16 protein-coding genes and 1 tRNA gene are annotated in these 18047 nt (G+C 71.7%); 13 read left to right on the forward strand and 4 right to left on the reverse strand.

The features are described from left to right. The first annotated feature begins 204 nt into the window (after positions 1–204). From AC4OXY_RS22625 to AC4OXY_RS22655, 7 genes are all read left to right on the forward strand, one after another. Positions 205–1410 carry an ATP-binding protein gene (locus tag AC4OXY_RS22625; protein WP_356027173.1) on the forward strand — a complete coding sequence of 402 codons (1206 nt, stop codon included), beginning with the start codon at positions 205–207 and terminating at the stop codon, positions 1408–1410. Then, complete coding sequence (locus AC4OXY_RS22630; protein WP_356027171.1) at positions 1407–1808, forward strand: roadblock/LC7 domain-containing protein; 402 nt, start codon at positions 1407–1409, stop codon at positions 1806–1808. Before AC4OXY_RS22625 ends, AC4OXY_RS22630 begins: the two co-directional genes overlap by 4 nt. After that, positions 1805–2176: a DUF742 domain-containing protein gene (locus tag AC4OXY_RS22635; RefSeq protein WP_356027169.1), complete on the forward strand. Its 372-nt coding sequence runs from the start codon at positions 1805–1807 to the stop codon at positions 2174–2176. Before AC4OXY_RS22630 ends, AC4OXY_RS22635 begins: the two co-directional genes overlap by 4 nt. Further along, complete coding sequence (locus tag AC4OXY_RS22640; protein ID WP_356027166.1) at positions 2151–2765, forward strand: GTP-binding protein; 615 nt, start codon at positions 2151–2153, stop codon at positions 2763–2765. The genes AC4OXY_RS22635 and AC4OXY_RS22640 overlap by 26 nt, the downstream gene beginning before the upstream one ends. Before the next feature lie 100 nt (positions 2766–2865). Then, positions 2866–4170: a cytochrome P450 family protein gene (locus tag AC4OXY_RS22645; RefSeq protein WP_491994629.1), complete on the forward strand. Its 1305-nt coding sequence runs from the start codon at positions 2866–2868 to the stop codon at positions 4168–4170. A 157-nt stretch (positions 4171–4327) separates the two neighbouring features. After that, positions 4328–5590, forward strand: coding sequence for a cytochrome P450 (locus AC4OXY_RS22650; RefSeq protein ID WP_491994515.1), 1263 nt, complete (start codon positions 4328–4330; stop codon positions 5588–5590). Continuing rightward, positions 5587–6387: an enoyl-CoA hydratase/isomerase family protein gene (locus AC4OXY_RS22655; protein WP_491994516.1), complete on the forward strand. Its 801-nt coding sequence runs from the start codon at positions 5587–5589 to the stop codon at positions 6385–6387. Before AC4OXY_RS22650 ends, AC4OXY_RS22655 begins: the two co-directional genes overlap by 4 nt. Before the next feature lie 6 nt (positions 6388–6393). Here the strand turns inward: AC4OXY_RS22655 and AC4OXY_RS22660 are convergent, their stop codons facing one another. From AC4OXY_RS22660 to AC4OXY_RS22670, 3 genes are all read right to left on the reverse strand, one after another. Continuing rightward, positions 6394–7278 (reverse strand): cellulose-binding protein, encoded by an 885-nt coding sequence (locus AC4OXY_RS22660; protein ID WP_376287303.1) that lies wholly within the window; start codon positions 7276–7278, stop codon positions 6394–6396. Between the two features lie 309 nt (positions 7279–7587). Next, positions 7588–10350, reverse strand: coding sequence for an SUKH-4 family immunity protein (locus AC4OXY_RS22665; RefSeq protein ID WP_491994517.1), 2763 nt, complete (start codon positions 10348–10350; stop codon positions 7588–7590). Between the two features lie 10 nt (positions 10351–10360). Beyond that, on the reverse strand, positions 10361–11371 hold the full coding sequence (locus tag AC4OXY_RS22670; RefSeq protein WP_356027155.1) for an SMI1/KNR4 family protein: 1011 nt from the start codon (positions 11369–11371) through the stop codon (positions 10361–10363). 263 nt (positions 11372–11634) lie between these two features. On the opposite strand from AC4OXY_RS22670, the gene AC4OXY_RS22675 reads away from it, so the two are divergent. Together AC4OXY_RS22675 and AC4OXY_RS22680 are read left to right on the forward strand one after the other, a co-directional pair. After that, entirely contained in the window at positions 11635–12150 is a 516-nt protein-coding gene (locus AC4OXY_RS22675) for a YwqJ-related putative deaminase (RefSeq protein WP_356027152.1), read from the forward strand. A gap of 82 nt (positions 12151–12232) precedes the next feature. Beyond that, complete coding sequence (locus AC4OXY_RS22680) at positions 12233–12769, forward strand: SUKH-3 domain-containing protein (protein ID WP_491994518.1); 537 nt, start codon at positions 12233–12235, stop codon at positions 12767–12769. Positions 12770–12799: 30 nt separating this feature from the next. Here the strand turns inward: AC4OXY_RS22680 and AC4OXY_RS22685 are convergent, their stop codons facing one another. Next, positions 12800–14116 (reverse strand): sensor histidine kinase, encoded by a 1317-nt coding sequence (locus AC4OXY_RS22685; protein WP_376287309.1) that lies wholly within the window; start codon positions 14114–14116, stop codon positions 12800–12802. Between the two features lie 166 nt (positions 14117–14282). On the opposite strand from AC4OXY_RS22685, the gene AC4OXY_RS22690 reads away from it, so the two are divergent. The 4 genes from AC4OXY_RS22690 (at position 14283) to AC4OXY_RS22705 (ending at position 17947) form a co-directional block, all read left to right on the forward strand. Further along, positions 14283–15155: a hypothetical protein gene (locus AC4OXY_RS22690; protein ID WP_491994519.1), complete on the forward strand. Its 873-nt coding sequence runs from the start codon at positions 14283–14285 to the stop codon at positions 15153–15155. Between the two features lie 13 nt (positions 15156–15168). After that, positions 15169–15240 (forward strand) — tRNA-Gln (locus tag AC4OXY_RS22695). Positions 15241–15363: 123 nt separating this feature from the next. Further along, positions 15364–16812, forward strand: coding sequence for a bifunctional UDP-N-acetylglucosamine diphosphorylase/glucosamine-1-phosphate N-acetyltransferase GlmU (glmU, locus tag AC4OXY_RS22700; protein WP_491994520.1), 1449 nt, complete (start codon positions 15364–15366; stop codon positions 16810–16812). 154 nt (positions 16813–16966) lie between these two features. Next, positions 16967–17947 (forward strand): ribose-phosphate diphosphokinase, encoded by a 981-nt coding sequence (locus AC4OXY_RS22705; protein WP_071374691.1) that lies wholly within the window; start codon positions 16967–16969, stop codon positions 17945–17947. Positions 17948–18047 lie beyond the last annotated feature (100 nt).

Below are 18047 nucleotides of genomic sequence, written 5' to 3' on the forward strand. Positions count from 1 at the left end.
TGATGACCAGTTAAACACCAACAGGTGCACGCTTGTTGACGCCTTGTGACTGATACGATCATGCCACTTTTCGGTAGGCTGACGGCGCGTCGTGATGACGCGCGCGGGGGAAGTCTGCAAGGCCCCGTCGCTAAGGAGTGGATGTTGGTCCGCCTGCAGGACTGAGGCCTGTTCCCCCGCGCGACGCGACTTGAAGAGAGTCTCATGACGTCATTGACCCAAGATCCACTCCTGTGGATCTTGATTGTTGTGCTCGCCGCTGCGGTGATCGCAGTACTGCGGGCCAGGAGAACCAACCAGGCTCTCCGAAGAAAGAAGAACGACCTCGAAGCCGGCCTCACCGCCGCCCGCGGCGAGGCCGGCCAACTGCACGCGCACATCACGACGTTGAGCGCGCAGCACGACCACGACCTGGCCGACGTCCGCGCGGACGCCGAGGCGGCGACCAAGGCCGTGCTCAAGTCCGCGATGGGCACCCTGCAGTCCCTCGCGGAGGAGCAACAGCTCCTCCTTGACGGACTGTTGAAGAAGTACGGCGACGACACCGGCGTGCTCGCCGACCTGATGTCCGTCGACCACACCGGCAGTCAGTTCGGCCGCCGCGCCAAGGGCATCTCGGTGCTGTGCGGCGGCTGGCTGGGCCGCCGCGACAGCGCCGCCAGCGTCTACGACGTCGCCCGCAGCGCCCAGGGCCGTATCAAGGACTTCAGCCGCGTCGGCGTCCATTCCCAGGTCAGCATCTCCATCGCGAACAAGGCCGTGGAGCCGGTGGCCGTCGTCCTCGCCGAGCTGCTGGACAACGCGACCAACTACAGCGCCCCCGGTACGCCGGTCGAGGTCAACATCCAGGCCGTGCCCACCGGCGTGTGCTTCATCGTCGACGACGCGGGTCTCGGCATGGACCAGGAGACCAAGGACCGCGCCGCCGCCCTGCTCTCCCCCGAGCGCCCGGTGGACATCACCGCGCTCGGCGACCCGCCCCGGTTCGGCTTCGCCGTCTGCGGCATGCTCGCCGCCCGCTACGGCTTCGCCGTGTCCGTCGGCTCGGTCTCGCCCTACGGCGGTGTGCGCGCAGTGATTCGTGTCCCGGAGGATCTCCTGACCGCCGACGTCCCGCAGCCCGAGCCCGTCCAGGAGCCCGGCGTCGAGGAGGCCCCCGCCCCGCAGCGGCTGGCCCCGGTCCCGGTCGTGGGCCCCTCGCACGTGGTGGGGACCACGCAGGGCGGTCTGCCCAAGCGCCGGCGGCGCAAGGGCCCCGTCCCGGTGGCGGCCGTGCCCGACGCCGCGCCCCTCGCACAGGAAGGCACGTCCGTACCCGCCAGCGAGGTGACGGCGTCGCGGATCGGAGCGTTCGCCCGCGGAACGCAGCTCGGGCGGGACAACACCACGGAAGGACCTCAGAACCAGTGAACACCGACCTGTCGTGGGTGCTGAACGACGTGCTTGAGGTGCGCGGGGCCCGCCACGCCATCCTCGTCTCGGGCGACGGCCTGCTGCTGCAGCGCTCCGACGACATCAGCCGGGACGACGCGGAGACCAACGCGGCCGCGATGAGCTCGATGCAGTCGCTCAGCCGCGCCGTCGCGGGGTTCGTCGGGGCGGGTCACGGGATCTGGAAGCAGACGCTGCTGGAGTACGACGGCGGCTGGATCTTCCTCAGCGCCGCCGGCCAGGGCTCCTACCTGGCGGTCTCGGCCGCGCTGGACGTCGACATGGAGGCGGTGTCGTTCCGGATGCAGAAGACGGTGAACGCCCTCAGCAAGGCGATGAGCGTGGCGCCCCGCTCGGAGAGCGGTGCCCGCTCATGAGGACGCCCGGCGAGGAAGCAGTCACCAGCGACTTCGTCCGCTCCTATGTCATCACCGGCGGCCGGAGCCTGCCCACCTCCGAGGACCTCGCCCTGCACAGCCTCGTCACCCTGGCTCCCGAGCGGACCCTTCCGCTGGGGGCCGGCCCCGAGGTCAGGGCGATCTGGGAGCTGGTCTCGGGGGGATACCTGTCCGTCGCCGAGGTGGCCGGCCACCTCGAACTGCCCGTCGGCGTCGTCCGGCTGCTGCTGACCGACTTATCGGCACAGGGGCACCTGCTGCTGCGCGCCGCCCCGCCCCGACACCAGAACGTAGACAGAGCGACCCTCGAAAAGGTTCTGAATGGACTCCAATCCCTCATCGGCTGAGACGGCGGACGGGAGCCCAGGCGGCTCCATCTACGTCTCCAGCGAGGTGACCAGCGCGGCGAAGATCCTGGTGGTCGGGCACTTCGCCGTGGGCAAGACGACCTTGATCGGCTCGCTGTCGGAGATCACCCCGCTGCGCACCGAGGAGAAGATGACACAGGCGTCGCTCCACGTGGACGACCTGCACGGCGTGACGGGCAAGACCACGACCACCGTGGCCCTGGACTTCGGCCGGCTGACGCTGAGCGACGAACTCGTGCTGTACCTGTTCGGCACCCCGGGCCAGCAGCGGTTCATGCAGCTGTGGGAGGACATGGCCCGCGGCGCGCTCGGCGCCCTGCTGCTGGTCGACCCCGGCCGGCTGGAAGAGACGTTCCCCGTCATCGACCTCATCGAGAGCTACGGGCTGGAATACGCCATCGCGGTCAACACCTTCGAGGCCGACCGGGTCTACGCCGAGGAGGAGGTCCGCGAGGCGCTCGACCTGCTCCCGGACACCCCGGTCGTCTACTGCGACGCCCGCGACCGCCAGTCCTCCGGCCACGCGCTGATCGCGCTGGTCCGTCATCTGCTCGACCGCGCGGCCTGACCAGCCCGCCGGCCCACCCCCGGCCCTCGCGCCGGGACCTGGAGGAAGAAGTTTCATGGACAGCCCGATCGCATCCGCCGCCGTCGGTGGCAGATGCCCCATGCACGACGCCACGTTCGCCGCCGACCCGCACGAGGTCTACGACCGGCTGCGCGCGAAGGGCCCGGCCGGCCCCGTCGAACTCGCGCCCGGTGTCGACGCCACCCTGGTCGTCGGGTACGAGACGGCGCTGCGCGTCCTGCAGAACCCCACGCTCTTCGCCCGCGACGCCCGCCGCTGGAAGGCCCTCAACGAGGGGCGCATCGGCATGGACAACCCGGTCCTGCCGATGATGGCGTACCGGCCCAACTGCCTGTTCACGGACGGCGCGGTGCACCTGCGGCTGCGCAAGGCCGTCACCGACAGCCTGGCGCGGCTCAACATCAGCCGGATCCGCCGCGACGTCGAGCCGATCGCCGACTACCTGATCGACCAGTTCAGCGAGCGCGGCCGGGCCGACCTGCTCAACGACTACGCCAAGCTGCTGCCGCTGCTGCTGTTCAACAAGCTCTTCGGCTGCCCGGCGGACATCGGCGACACCCTCACCAGCGCCATGTCGGCGATCTTCGACGGCAAGGACGCGGTGCGCGCCAACGAGGAACTCACCGCCTGCCTCATGGCGTTGATCGCCCTCAAGCGCCGCCAGCCCGGCGACGACGTCACCTCCTGGCTCATCCAGCACCCGGCGGGCCTGACCGACGAGGAGCTCAAGGACCAGCTGGTCATGCTGATGGGCGCGGGCGTCGAACCCGAGCGCAACCTCATCGGCAACGCCCTGCTCCTGCTGCTCGCGCCCGACGAGGAGCAGGGCGCCGGCATGCTGGTGGAGGAGGCGATCGACCATGTGCTGTGGCACCAGACGCCGATCGCCAACTACGCCACCCACTACCCGCTCCAGGACGTCGACCTCGGGGGCGTGGTGGCCGGGGCGGGCACCCCGGTCGTCATCAGCTTCGCCGCCGCCAACAGCGACCCCACGCTGAGCGAGGCCCGGCGCGCCCACGGCAAGGGCGCCCACCTGGCCTGGGGCGCGGGCCCGCACGCCTGCCCGGCCAAGGACCCGGCACAGGTCATCGCGGTCACGGCGGTCGAACGGCTGCTCAACGCGCTGCCCGACCTGACCCTGGTCGTCCCCGAGAAGGACCTCCAGTGGCGGCCGGGCCCCTTCCACCGGGCGCTGGTCGCCATGCCGGTGGCGTTCAGCCCCGCGCCGGCCACCCGGATGGCGGCGCACCTCCAGAGCCGGTCCGCGCACGTCCCGGCGGAGCAGCCGCACCCGGTCGCGCCGGCCGCCGCGTCCACGCGTCAGGAACCGGCCAGGAAGAAGGGTTTCTGGAGCTCCTTCCTGGACATTTTCCGTGTCTGACACGGAACCGGACGCCGTACTTGTGGCGGAAAAGTGACGGCGGTGAAATCCAGCCACGGCATGTGACAGGAGCAACACACAGAGGCGCATGATGCGGGGGAGGGGAAGGGTAGGTTCCGGCGGTATCGGTAGCGTCCACGCCACAAAGGAGCTTCGCGTGACCGCCGTTGGCGACATACGCGGTACCACGACCGACCGCCGGGCCGTCATCTCCCTTCTCCGTCGCCTGCGTTCTGCCGAGGGGCAGTCCAACCCCCGCCCCGTCTGGGCCGATTTACGCGCCCTGGGCGATGTGGTGCCCGCCCCTTGGGGCGGCTTCTTCGTCACCGGATTCGACTCCTGCGACCAGGTCCTGCGCGGCAGGAACTGGCTGACCCCGGACTTCGCCTGGCAGCAGCGCCAGTCCGACGCCGAGCGTTGGCATGCGCCTGCCACCCAGGAGATGACCCGGACCCTCTCCCGGCTCAACGCGCCCGCTCACACGAGTCAGCGCCGCGCCCTGGGCAACCTCTTCGACCGGCGCACGCTGGAGGTCATGGAGCCCCAGGTCACCGCCCACGTCACCCGGCTCCTGGACCGCCTCGACGACGAACTGCGCAGCCGGGGCGAGGCCGACTTCGCCGCCGTCGTCGGCGAACAGCTCCCCATCCACACCGTCGGCCGGTGGCTCGCCATCCCGGAGGAGCACTATCCGCGCATCCTGAGCTTCACCCACCGCCAGGTGCACGCCCAGGAACTGCTGCCGACCAAGAGCGAACTCGCCGTGTCCGCCGAGGCCACCCTGGAGATGCGGGCCTTCTTCACCCGCCTGATCAGCGAGCGGCGCGCCCGCCCCGGGGACGACGTCCTGTCCGGCTGGATCCGCTACTGGGACGCCGTGCACGCGGGCGACCGCGCGGCCGCCGACCAGATCCTCTACGACCTGACGATGTTCGTCACCATCGCCTCCCTGGAGACCACGGCGACCCTGCTGACCAACGCCGTCTGGCTGCTGACCGGCGAGCCCGCCCGGGCCGAACGGCTGCGCCGCCGGCCCGAGGACCTCGACGACGCCATCGACGAGGTCCTGCGCTACGACCCGCCGATCCACCTCAACTCCCGTGTCGCCGCCGACGACACCGTCCTCGCCGGGGTGCCGATCGCCAGGGACACCGCCGTCCACGTCCTGTACGGCGCCGCGAACCACGACCCCCGCCGCAACCCCGAGCCCCACGTCTTCGACATCCGGCGCCGCGGCAGCCACCTCACCTTCGGCGGCGGCGCGCACTACTGCCTCGGCGCGGCCCTCGCGCGGCTGGAGGCCCGGGTCCTGCTCACCGAACTGCTGCGCCGCTTCCCCGCGTTGCGGCCCGCCCAGCCACCCGTCTACGCCCCTCGTATGGTCTTCAGACGCGCCGCCTCCCTGAAAGTGACGACATGACGACCGCCCCGCCCCTCACCGCGCTCCCGGCCGGCCGGACACTCAAGACCCTGCGCGCCGACCGGCAGGGTCCCGTGCTGACCATCGAGCTGAACGTCCCCCAACAGGGCAACGCCGTCACCGACGCGATGCTGGACGACCTGCTGACCGTCCTCGGCGACGAGGACCCCGCGATTCGGGTCCTGGTGCTCCGCGCGGCCGGCCCCGACTTCTGTCTCGGCGGCGACCGGAGCGAGTTCGCCGAGCACCTCGCCGCCGACCCCACGGCGAGCGGCATCCGGCTCTCCGGCACCAAGGCGCGCCGCGTCTGCGACGCGCTCACCGCCAACCCCGCCGTCACCATCGCACGCGTGCAGGGCAAGGCCATCGGCGCCGGCCTCGCCCTGGCCCTCGCCTGCGACCTGCGGGTCGGCGCCGACGACGCGACCTTCCGCCTCCCCGAGCTCGCCCTCGGCCTGCCCACCGCCTGGGGCGGCCTGCTCCCACGCCTGATCAGCGAGGTCGGCGCCGCCCGCGTGCGCGAACTCATCCTCACCGGACGCGTCTTCGACGCCACGGAGGCCGCGGCCCTGTCCGTCCTCCAGAAGACCGTCCCCGCCCACGAACTCGACGCGGCCGTCAGCGCCTGGGCCAGGCCCATCGTCCGCCGTCCCCCGACCGCCCTGAGGGTCACCAAGACCCTCCTCAACTCCCTGAGCGCCCCGACCCGCCTCGCCGACGCCTCCGCCTTCGACGCCGAGCTGATGGCGGCGGTGGTGGCGGAACAGTTCCGGTCCCGATCCCACGAGACCGGCTGACCGCAACTAGTCCACCGCTCGCCCCGTCAGCATCATCAGGCGGTTGCGCACGGTGTCCATCTGCGCGTGCACGACGTCCCAGGTCTCGCCGTGCTCGCGCAGCACCTGCTCGGTCTCGCCGGCGATGCGTTCCTCGCGCACGCGCGCGTGCGCGAGGATCTCGGCGGCACGCACGCGTGCCTCCTCCTGGTCGCGGACCGCCGCCTCCTCGGCCTCCCGCAGGGCCCGCTCGGCCGCGGCCAGTTCGGCCTCGGCCCGGCTCATCCGCTCGGTGTACCGCGCGTCCAGCGCGGCGGCCCGCTCGGCCTCCACGCGCTCCACCTCGGCCCAGCGCTCGGTGTGCTCCCGGGACTGCTCGCCGAGCATGCCGGTGGCGCGCTGCCGTACCTCGCGCACCGCCGCGAGCGCCTCCGTACGCCCCGCCTTCACCGCCCGCCGGCTGCCGATGCGGTAGTCGTCGGCCTCGGCGCGTGCGGCGAGAAGGAGCCGCTGGGCGTAGTCGTCGGCTTCCGCGCGGAGCGCGTCCGCGGCGTCCCGCGCCTCCTGAAGGGCACGCGCCGCGTCCGCCTCGGCCTGCGCGACCCGCTTCTCCGCCTCACGCCGCGCGCGTTTCCTGAGGTCCGCCGCCTCCTCCTGCACGACCTGGAACAGGCGCCGCGCGGAGTCCCCGAGCGTCTCGTACGTCTGCGGCGCGAGCTGCGCGACGACCTCGCGCGCCCGGGCGGCCTCCTCCCCCATCTCCCGGGCGAGCACGGTCAGCCGCGCGGCGCGTTCCCACGCGGCGTCCCGGTCGTCGAACAGCGCCCGCACGAAGGCGTCCACCTGATCCGGGCGGTAGCCGCGCCCCCGGACGGTCACGAAGCCGTGCGGCGGCATCGATGCACTGGTCACCGTGGGAACCCCTCTCCACCAGACATCCACGACATACCCGTCAGGTTGATTTCGCGCACATCTTGATGGATCGGGCGTAAGTGTTCATAACGCGACACTCCGCAGTCACGTCACGCTCGAATACCCGCACACCGCGATCGGCGTCGTACGGACGGCCGTTCGCGGCAGCTGGTCGGCACGGCGGACGACCACACCGCGAACCCGTTCGGCCGACGGGCGCCCGGGCGGAACGCGGACCGGCCGCACAACGCGGGATGCCCTCCACGCACGCGTGAAGGGCATCCCGAATTCACCACCGGACGGCGTTCGCTACAGCAGGCCGTCCCACATCTGCTCCAGCAGCACCGACCACCAGCTCTCCGGCGAACCGAGCGCCGCCGGGTCCAGCGCGGCCAGCTGCGCCTGGAAGTCGACGGTCCAGCGGCCCGCCTGCTCCTGGTTGAGGCCGTACCGCAGCCGCCACATCCGGCCCAGCAGCGCCAGACAGCGCGCGAGCTCCGGCAGCCCGGTGTTCACGAACTGCGGCGGCACCGGAGCACCGCCCGGCCCCGCCTCCACGGGGACGGCGACGATGTTCGCCGTGCCGTACTGCACACAGATCGCCCGGCCGAAGTCGGTGCCCATCACGAGGTACGAACCCGCGTCCGCCGCCGGCTGCACCCCCCGCTCGGCCGCCAGCTCCGCCAGCGTCGGAACCGGCCGGCCCGGCTGGGCCTGCGCCCAGAAGAACGGCCCCATGTCCACCGGCAGCCCGGCCACCACCAGCGTGTGCGCCACGACCGGCGGCACGCCCTGCCGCGACACCGCCTGCTGCTCGAACCGGAACACCGCCGGCCCGAACGCCGCCGCCAGCTCCTGCGCGATCCCCTCCGGCGGCAGGGGCGGCACGGCCTGCACCGGCGGCAGCGGCGCCCGCAGCGGCGCGGGCCGCGCGGGCCCGTCCGCCACCTGGTGCAACTCGCCCTGGTGCGCCAGCAACTGCTGCATCCCCTGCTGCCGGCTCGCGTGGTCCGTGCCGTACGGCGCGATGCTCGCGATGCGCGCCTGCGGCCACTGCTCCCGGATCATCCGCGCGCAGTAGGCACCCGGCAGCTCGCACGACTCCAGCTCCGTGTGCAGCTCCAGCACCTGGTCCGACGGCACGTTCATCGCCCGCAGCTCATGGAAGATCTGCCACTCCGGATGCGGCGTGCCCGGCGCCGAACGCCGGATCAGCTGCTGCTCCGAACCGTCCTGCGCGCGGTAGCGCAGCACGGCCTGGTAGCCGGGGCCGACCGTCGGCTGCCCCTGCGGCGGATACCCGTACGCCGGCGGCTGCCCCGGAACGGGCCCGCCCGGCGGCATCGGCTGCGGGGCGCCCGGCGGCATCCCGGGGGCGCCCGGAGAGGGCGGGGCAGGCGGGGCGGGCGGCACCGGCGCGCCCGGTCCGCCCACCGGCGGGGCGGCCAGCATGGTCTCCGCCTGGTGCACGGCACCCCGGCCGCCACCGGGCGCACCGGGACCGGCGGGAGCGCCGGGAGGCTGCGGCACGCCGGGTGCGCCAGGAGCCCCGGGGGCTCCGGGAGGCTGGGGCGCGCCGGGCGCGGAAGGCATGCCCGGGACACCCGGAGCTCCAGGGGCGCCCGGAGGCTGCGGTGCGCCGCCGCCCAGCTGGCTGGGGTCGGCCAGCATCGTGGCCGCCTGGTGCACGTTGCCTCCGGGCGGGGCAGGCGGGTTGGGGGCGCCCGGCGCGTTCGGCGTGCCCGGAGCGCCCGGGCCCTGGAGCCCCTCCGGCCCGAGCGCCGGCGCGAACTGCGTCGGTACATACGCGTTCGCGGACGCGCTCGGCGCGGGCGGCGGCGTCGCACCCCCCGGGCGCGCGCCCGGCGTGCCCGGAGCACCTGGCGGCGGAGGCGGCGCACCCGCGCCACCGCGCGCCTTCCTCGGCGGCGGCGCGGCCTTGCTCGTCGCGGCGTCCGCGATGTCCCCGGCGTTCGGCGCGAGCGACCGCCCGGACGTGCCGGAGTCCGCCGACATCAGCGACGCGTCCGGAGCGCCGCCCGGCGCCTGCGGATAGCCGTACGAGGGGGCGCCCGGAGGCGGCGCAGGCATGTGGGCGCCCGGAGGCGGGAACGGGGCACCGGGCGCCGGCGCCTGGGCCGGTACGCCCGGCGGCGGCGTGCCGGGTGCGCCCGGCGCCTGCGGGTAGCCGTACGGCGCCGTACCGGGCGGCGGGGGCGGGGGCGTGCTGGTCTGCGCGGCACCCGGCACGGCCGGAGCCGCGGGCACCCCGGGTGCACCGGGCGCCCCCGGCGCTCCAGCGGGAGCGGGCGGACCGCCCTGCGTGCCCGGCAGCCGGGAAGCGTCGAGCGCCGGGGCGACCGCCGTCGGCGGCAGCTGGCTGCCCCCCGACATCAGCGCCGTCTTCGCCTCCGGCGTGGACGCCGGAGGCCGGGGAACGTCGGGCTCGCTCAGCGGCGGCGCGAACACCGTCGCGGGCAGCGGCACGGAACGGTCGTCCTCACCCGGGTCCGCGTTGGTGTCCGTACCCGCCCACGGCGTCGCGCCCACCGGCACATCGGCAGCAGGCGCACCCGCGGGAGGCGCGGCCGCAGGGGGCGCGGCGGCCGGCACCCCGGCCTGCGTCTGCGCCGGCCCCGCACCACCGGCAGCCGAAACCCCGGCACCGGACCCGGGCTCCGGACGCCGTTCGCCGATGCCCATCTTGTCCGCCGCCTCCTGCAACCACTCCGGCGGAGTCAGCAGGAACGACGTCTGGTTCAGGTCGACACGGGCGGGCGCCGGCGCCGGTGCCGCGCCCTGCGGGCCGTCGGGCCCGCCGTACTCCTCCTCGAAGCGGCGGATCACCTCACCCACCGGCAGCGCCGGCCACAGCGTCGCCTCCCCGCTGTCGCGGGCGATGACGAGCCGCTGCGCACCCCCGTCCGAACGCGGGCCCTCCGCCCGGTCCTCGCCCCACACCACGAACCCCAGCTCGAACTCCCGCACCCGCACCTCACGATGCTGGTACGCGGGCACGTCGCCGTTGATCCACTCCTCGGCGCGCTCCTGCGCCTGCGCGTAGGTCACCATCGCCTGAAGCTCACTCCCCCACCGGACCGGACGACGCCGAACCGGACGACACCGGGACGACATGGGCGAAACCACCGTCGACCATCAGATTCGCCACCGTCTCCAACTCCGGCGGACTACCCGCCAACCGGGACAGGAACGCGTCGAAGTCGTCGCCCGCCGGCAGCAGCAACCGCTCCACCCGCTCCGCCGGCGACCACGACGGATCCACGTCCCGCACATCGTCGTACGCGCAGAACCACACCGAACCCGGCCGCGCGCCCTTCACCTTCACCGCGAGCAGACCGCCCTGGACGAACGCGACACCGAGGTAGTCCTTCGTCAGATGGTCCCGCAGACACTTGTTGACGTACACGAGGTCGTTGACCGCCGCCTCGTCCCGCACCGTGAAGAACGGCTGGTCCACCAGCAGACCCAACTCGGCGTCCAACGCCGTGCCCACCGGCGCGCAACCGCCCGCCGCCTTCAGGAACGAGCGGTACGCGCCCGGCAGCCGGTAACCGAGATCCTCCTCGACCCCCAGCACCTGCGCCTCCGACACCGCCGCACCCGACTTCGGCAGCCCGAAGTGCGCCGGCCGCGTCTCCTGCAACGGCCGCGTCCCGCGCTTGCCGTGGTCCACCGGCGCCGTCGCGATCCCGCCGTGATGCCGCAGCAGCGCCTTCACCTCGACCGGAACCAGCTCCAACCGCCGCGTACCCGCGACGTGGTGCCACGTCCAGCCGTGCGGCGTCGCCACGTCCGGCACCGTGTCCCACAACTCGTGCCGGTCCGCGGCCAGCGCGGCGTTCGCCGACACGTAGTCCGTCAGCCGCAGTTCGTCGACCCCGAACCCGTCCGGCGGCTCGGCGATCTCCACCGCCACGCGCGCGTACGGAGCGAAATCCGGGTAACCGCGCTCGTCGACCCGTACTCCTCTCGGGTGACGCGCCGCCCGGACCGGATCCGGAAAGTGCACGACCTGCCCGGCGTAGGCCGCGTTCGGTGGCGCGGCTTGCTGCCCGAGCCGACCTGTCGTCATGGCGGTAGCCCCCTGCGGCGTTCTCTTAGGCCTCAATCGGCGGTGTCGATCGCGGATGGCGACAGCCTATGCGGTACACGCACCCCGGTCACCGGCCCACCGCAACCCCGCGGAAAGCACCCCTCCGCTTCCGTGACCGGCCGTCACCCCACCGTGACGACCTGCCCCGACCGTGGCGTGTCGCCCCGCCCCAGCTTCCGCACCAGCCACGGCATTTGGCACCCTGTGTCCTTCGGGGGGATGCCCGGGAGGGGAAGACGATCATGAATACCTTGCACCACGGAGGTACCGACGTGCGCTCCGGCGACCCCCGCATCGGCTGGAGCGGCCCCGACGCACCCCCCGTCCCCACCCTCCGCCACCGCCGCGACGGCATCCTGCCCACCGTCGCCGCCGCCCTCTCCGTCCACGGCGCCACCCTCACCGGCACCGCCGCCCGCGGCGACACACCCCCCGCCCTGCACCACCTCGTCCAGGACTTCCTCGACACCCTCACCAGCGCCCAACGCGACCGCTTCACCGGCCGCTGCGCCGAGACGATCCTCATCTCCCGGCACATCACCGCCGCCGACGCCACCCGCAGCAAACGCGCCGCCCGCAAACCCATGACCAACGGCGAGGCCCGCAAAGCCCTCAAACACGCCAAACTCACCGCCCGCCGCATACGCGAGGACGGCGACCCCCTCCACGGCAGTTTCGCCACCCCCTGCCGCGCCTGCACCGCCCTCAGCGCCCACTTCGGCGTCCGCATCGTCGACCCCACGGCAACCGACGGCTGACCCGCGGCAACCGACGGCCGAAAACCGCCGTCACCCCCAGTACCAACGCCGCACCACCGCCGGCACGACGAACGAAGGGCAGATGCACCCCGACCACGCCACCACCCCCAAGCACCACCGCCCCACCACCGAGCACGGGGCAACCGCACCACGCTTCGCCGTCCCCGTCGACGCCGCCCTGCGCTCCGCCGGCTGGCAACCGGGACGCTGGGACATAAAACAAGCCGAGTACTGGGCCGACACCCTGCGCGAACACACCTCACCCGCCGGCCACCGGCACACCGTCTTCCCCGCCGCCGTCGAGGCCTGGGCCGAATTCGGCGGACTCCGCATCACCCCCGGCGGACCCGGCCGCCAGATCGCACCCGCCACCCTCCACCTCGACCCGCTCCACGGCCGCCACCTCGCCCGCACCCTCGGCGACCTCGGCCTCGCCCTCGGCACCGAACTGTGCCCCCTCGGCCAGGAGACCGACACCACCGCGGCACTCGCCATCGACACCGAAGGACGCGTCTACACCCTCGACCACACCGGCGACTGGTACGTCGGCCCCGACATCGACCACGCCCTCGCCACCCTCATCACCGGCATCGAACCCGTACGCCTCACCGCCGGCTGACCACCGGCCCACCGCACGGACGCCACCGGGCTACACCGCCGGAATCACCGCCGACACCCGAAAGCCCCCCGCGTCCGTCGGCCCCGACACGAACACGCCGCCCAGCGCCGCGACCCGCTCCCGCATCCCCACCAGACCGTTCCCACCCGACGGCAGCCCGGCCGCGGACGCGGAACCCGGCTCCGGCGGCGCCTCGTTCTCCACCTGCATCGCGATCTCCGACACCCGGTGCGCCAGCCGCACATGCGTCTTCGCACCCGCCGCATGCTTGTGAACGTTCGTCAGCGCCTCCTGCACCACCCGGTACGCCGTCTGCTCCACCTGCGCCGCATACGACCGCGCCTCCCCCATCACCGACAGCTCCACGACCATCCCCGCCGCCGCCGACTGCCCGATCAACTCGTCCAGCTCCGACAGACACGGCCCGTCCCCGGACACCGTCTCGTCCACCGCCCGCGAAGCCGCCGCAGCAGCCGCCTCCCGCACCGCCGCCAACGGCACCCCCGCACCCCGCCGGCCCACCACGTCCTCACCGGCCCGCAACACCCCGAGCATCTCCCGCAACTCGGTCAGCGCCTGCCGCCCCATGTCCCCCACCAGAGCGGCATTGCGCACCGCCTTCTCCGGATCCTTCCGCGCCACCGCCTGCAACGCCGCCGCATGCACCACCATCAGGCTCACCCGGTGCGCCACGACGTCGTGCATCTCCCGCGCGATCCGCGTCCGCTCCTCACCCCGCGCCCACTCGGCCCGCTCCTCCGCACGCTCCGCGAGCAACTGGAGCTCCCGCTCCAGAGAGTCCGCCCGCTCCCGCAGGCTCTCCATCAACCGCCGCCGCGCACCCACGTACAGCCCGAACAGCAACGGCGGAGCCGTCAGCCCCAACGACGTCGTCACCGCCGCGAACGGCACGAACCAGTCACCCAGCGTCAGATCCCCGCGCGCCGTGCTCTGCCGCACCCGCACGAACGTCACGATCATCGTGCCCAGCAACGTCATCCCCGCCAGCGCGCCGATGACCCGCCGCGGCAGCTCGCACGACGCCAGCGTGTACAGGCCGACGATGCCCATCAGGAAGCCCATCTCGGCCGGCGTGATCGCGATGGCGACCAGCACGACGGCGATCGGCCACTTCCGCCGCACCAACAGCACGGACCCGGCGATCACCCCGAACAGAACCCCCAGGGACACCGGAATCCCCGCGTCCCGCGCGAACGGCACCCCCTCGGCACCGCACTCCACAGCCGACACCAGCGCGAGACTCCCGTCGAGCACCGCACTGCGCCACCTGGCCCACCACCAGGGGCCGGTCGGGCCCCCGGTGTGCTCTTCCCCCGTCGTGGTCATGCATCCAGCCTACGGGCGACCGGTCCGCCATTTCCGGCGACTTTCGCCTACCGCAACACACCACACTCCGTGACCGAGCGACCTCGAAACGATCCAATATCCCTCGAACTGGTGAACCACACCCGTTCACGTCCGGAACGGATCATTCCGTCAGGACGGTATGCCTATGACACATGCCCACAGCAAATACGCCGACTTCGAGGGGTTACGGGAACGGGCGGTGGCCCTGCGACGGGCGGGGCTCAGCCGACGACAGATCCGCGACCGCCTGCACGTCGACAACAACGACATCCTCAACCGCCTCCTGGAGGGCGAGCCGCCGCCGGACTGGACCAAGCGCCCGAACGCGAAGGACGACCTGCGGGACAGGGCGCGGGAGCTACGACTCCAGGGCTGGACGTACGACCAGATCCAGGTCGAGCTGGGGTGCTCGAAGAGTTCGATCTCGCTATGGGTGCGGGATCTGCCGAGGCCAGAGCGCAAGCGCAGCACCGACGAGGCAGCGGCCATCGCGCGCAGGGGCTGGGAGGAGAAGCTGCGCATCCGGGACAAGGAGCGACAGCGGACCAAGGACGCAGCCAAAGAGTCGATCGGGGGCCTCACCGCCCGCGACCTGTTCCTGGTGGGCGTGAGCCTCTACTGGGCGGAAGGGAGCAAGGACAAGTCATACGACCGTCGCGAGAACGTCACCTTCGTCAACAGCGACCCCGGAGTGATCAAAGTCTTCCTCGCTTGGCTCGATCTGCTGGGAGTGGAACGGGAGCGCCTGCGCTACACCGTGATGATCCACGAGAACGCGGACGTCACGGGGGCCGAACAGTACTGGGCCGGCCTCGTCGGTGCCGACCGCTCGGCCTTCAACAAGACAACCCTGAAGAAGCACAACCCCAAGACGGTCCGCAAGAACACCGGTGACGGCTACCGCGGCTGTCTCGTGATCAAAGTCCTGAAAGGAGCGGACTTGTACCGTCGCATCGAAGGCTCCTGGTACGGCATAGTGTTGGGAGCCGCCCAACCGATCGGCGAGATGTCCGATTAGGTCGGTTTTGTAATCCCCTGTGGTGTAATGGGCAACACGGGTCACTTTGGATGATTTGTTCCAGGTTCGAGTCCTGGCAGGGGAGCACAACCTCAGTTCGGGTCCTGACCGGTGTCATCACCGTCAGGGCCCGCTCTCATGTCCTCCACGAAACGCCCCGGTATCCTGCGGCTGTATCCCCACCCATCCAGAGCCGAAGGGCAACCCCGTGAGCGCCATTCGCCCGGCCGCCGTCGTCGTTCTCGCAGCGGGTGAGGGCACCCGTATGAAGTCGGCCACACCGAAGGTCCTGCACCAGATCTGCGGCCGTTCCCTCGTGGGCCATGTGCTGGCCGCCGCCCGTGAGTTGGACCCGCAGCACCTCGTGGTCGTCGTCGGTCACGCCCGTGAGCAGGTCGCCGCGCACCTCGCCGAGATCGACCCCGGCACCAGGACCGCCGTGCAGGCGGAGCAGAACGGCACCGGGCACGCCGTGCGGATGGGTCTGGAGGAGCTGGGCGGGACCGTGGAGGGGACCGTCGTGGTCGTCTGCGGGGACACGCCGCTGCTCACCGCCGACACCCTGAAGCAGCTCGCCGGGACGCACGCCGCCGACGGCAACGCCGTGACCGTGCTGACGGCCGAGGTGCCGGACGCGACGGGGTACGGGCGGATCGTGCGCGACGAGGCCACCGGCGCGGTCACCGCGATCGTCGAGCACAAGGACGCGTCCGAGGCCCAGCGGGCGGTCCGGGAGATCAACAGCGGGGTGTTCGCGTTCGACGGGCAGCTGCTGGCGGAGGCGCTCAAGAAGGTGCGGACGGACAACAGCCAGGGTGAGGAGTACCTGACCGATGTGCTCGGGATCCTGCGGGAGGCCGGGCACCGGGTCGGGGCGTCGGTGGCGGGCGATCACCGCGAGATCGCCGGGATCAACAACCGGGTGCAGCTCGCCGAGGCGCGCCGGATCCTCAACGACCGGCTGCTGACGGCCGCGATGCTCGACGGGGTCACCGTCGTCGACCCGGCGACGACCTGGGTCGACGTGACCGTGACCTTCGAGCGGGACGCGGTCGTGCATCCGGGGACGCAGCTGACCGGTGACACGCACCTGGCCGAGGGCGCGGAGGTCGGGCCGAACAGCCGGCTGAAGGACACCGAGGTGGGTGCGGGCGCGCGGGTGGACAACACGGTGTCCGACTCGGCCCATATCGGTGCGAACGCGACGGTGGGTCCGTACGCGTATCTGCGGCCGGGGACGCGGCTGGGTGCCAAGGGCAAGATCGGGACGTACGTCGAGACGAAGAACGCCTCGATCGGGGAGGGGACGAAGGTGCCCCATCTCTCCTACGTCGGTGACGCGACGATCGGTGAGTACACGAACATCGGCGCGGCGAGCGTGTTCGTGAACTACGACGGCCAGGACAAGCATCACACCACCGTCGGGTCGCATTGCCGGACGGGTTCGGACAACATGTTTGTGGCTCCTGTCACGGTCGGGGACGGCGCTTACACCGCCGCCGGGTCCGTGATCACGAAGGATGTGCCGCCCGGTTCGCTGGCCGTGGCCCGTGGTCAGCAGCGGAATATCGAGGGTTGGGTGGCCCGGAAGCGTCCGGGGAGCGCGGCGGCGAAGGCGGCCGAGGCGGCGTCCCGGCAGGGCGAGAGCGAGGACTGACCGGAAACGTGTGCGCCAAACACGGCGTACCGTGATAAGTGCACATCCGCACGCGTGCACCCGCACCCCTACCAGCTGGTTCGGCCTTTCATGCCCAGACGGAAGGCCGTACGAGCAGCCGGCTGGATGAGACAACCTCTGAGGAGACAGTGCTGTGACCGGGATCAAGACGACCGGCGAGAAGAAGATGATGTTCTTCTCCGGCCGCGCCCACCCCGAGCTTGCCGAGGAGATCGCCCATCAGCTGGGTATCGGGGTCGTCCCGACCAAGGCCTTCGACTTCGCGAACGGCGAGATCTACGTCCGGTACCAGGAGTCGGCGCGTGGTGCGGACTGCTTCGTGATCCAGAGCCACACGGCTCCGATCAACCAGTGGATCATGGAGCAGTTGATCATGCTGGACGCGCTGAAGCGTGCGTCGGCCCGTTCCATCACGGTGATCGTGCCTTTCTATGGTTACGCGCGGCAGGACAAGAAGCACCGGGGTCGTGAACCGATTTCGGCGCGTCTGATCGCCGACCTGATGAAGACGGCGGGTGCGGACCGGATCCTGACGGTGGATCTGCACACGGACCAGATCCAGGGCTTCTTCGACGGCCCGGTCGACCATCTGTTCGCGCTGCCGCTGCTCGCCGACTACGTGGGCGACAAGGTGGACCGGGACAAGCTGACGGTGGTGTCGCCGGACGCGGGCCGGGTGCGGGTCGCGGACCGCTGGTGCGACCGGCTGGGTGCGCCGCTGGCGATCGTGCACAAGCGGCGTGACAAGGACGTGGCGAACCAGGTGACCGTCCACGAGGTCGTGGGTGAGGTCAAGGGCCGGGTGTGTGTCCTGGTGGACGACATGATCGACACGGGTGGCACGATCTGTGCGGCCGCCGACGCGCTGTTCGCGCACGGCGCCGAGGACGTCATCGTCACGGCGACGCACGGTGTGCTCTCCGGTCCGGCCGCGGACCGGCTGAAGAACTCGCGGGTGAGTGAGTTCGTGTTCACGAACACGCTGCCGACGCCGGGTGAGCTGGCGGCGGACCTGGACAAGATCAAGGTGCTGTCGATCGCTCCGACGATCGCGAGCGCGGTGCGTGAGGTCTTCGAGGACGGTTCGGTGACGAGCCTGTTCGACGAGCAGTGAGTCGCTGAAGATCCTTTTGGGTACGGCCTGCCCGCCGAGTAGACTGCTGAAGTTGCTCGGCGAGGGAGGCCGTACGCGTATGTACGGCGCTCCGTTATCG

The sequence above is a fragment of the Streptomyces sp. HUAS MG56 genome (genome assembly GCF_058673395.1).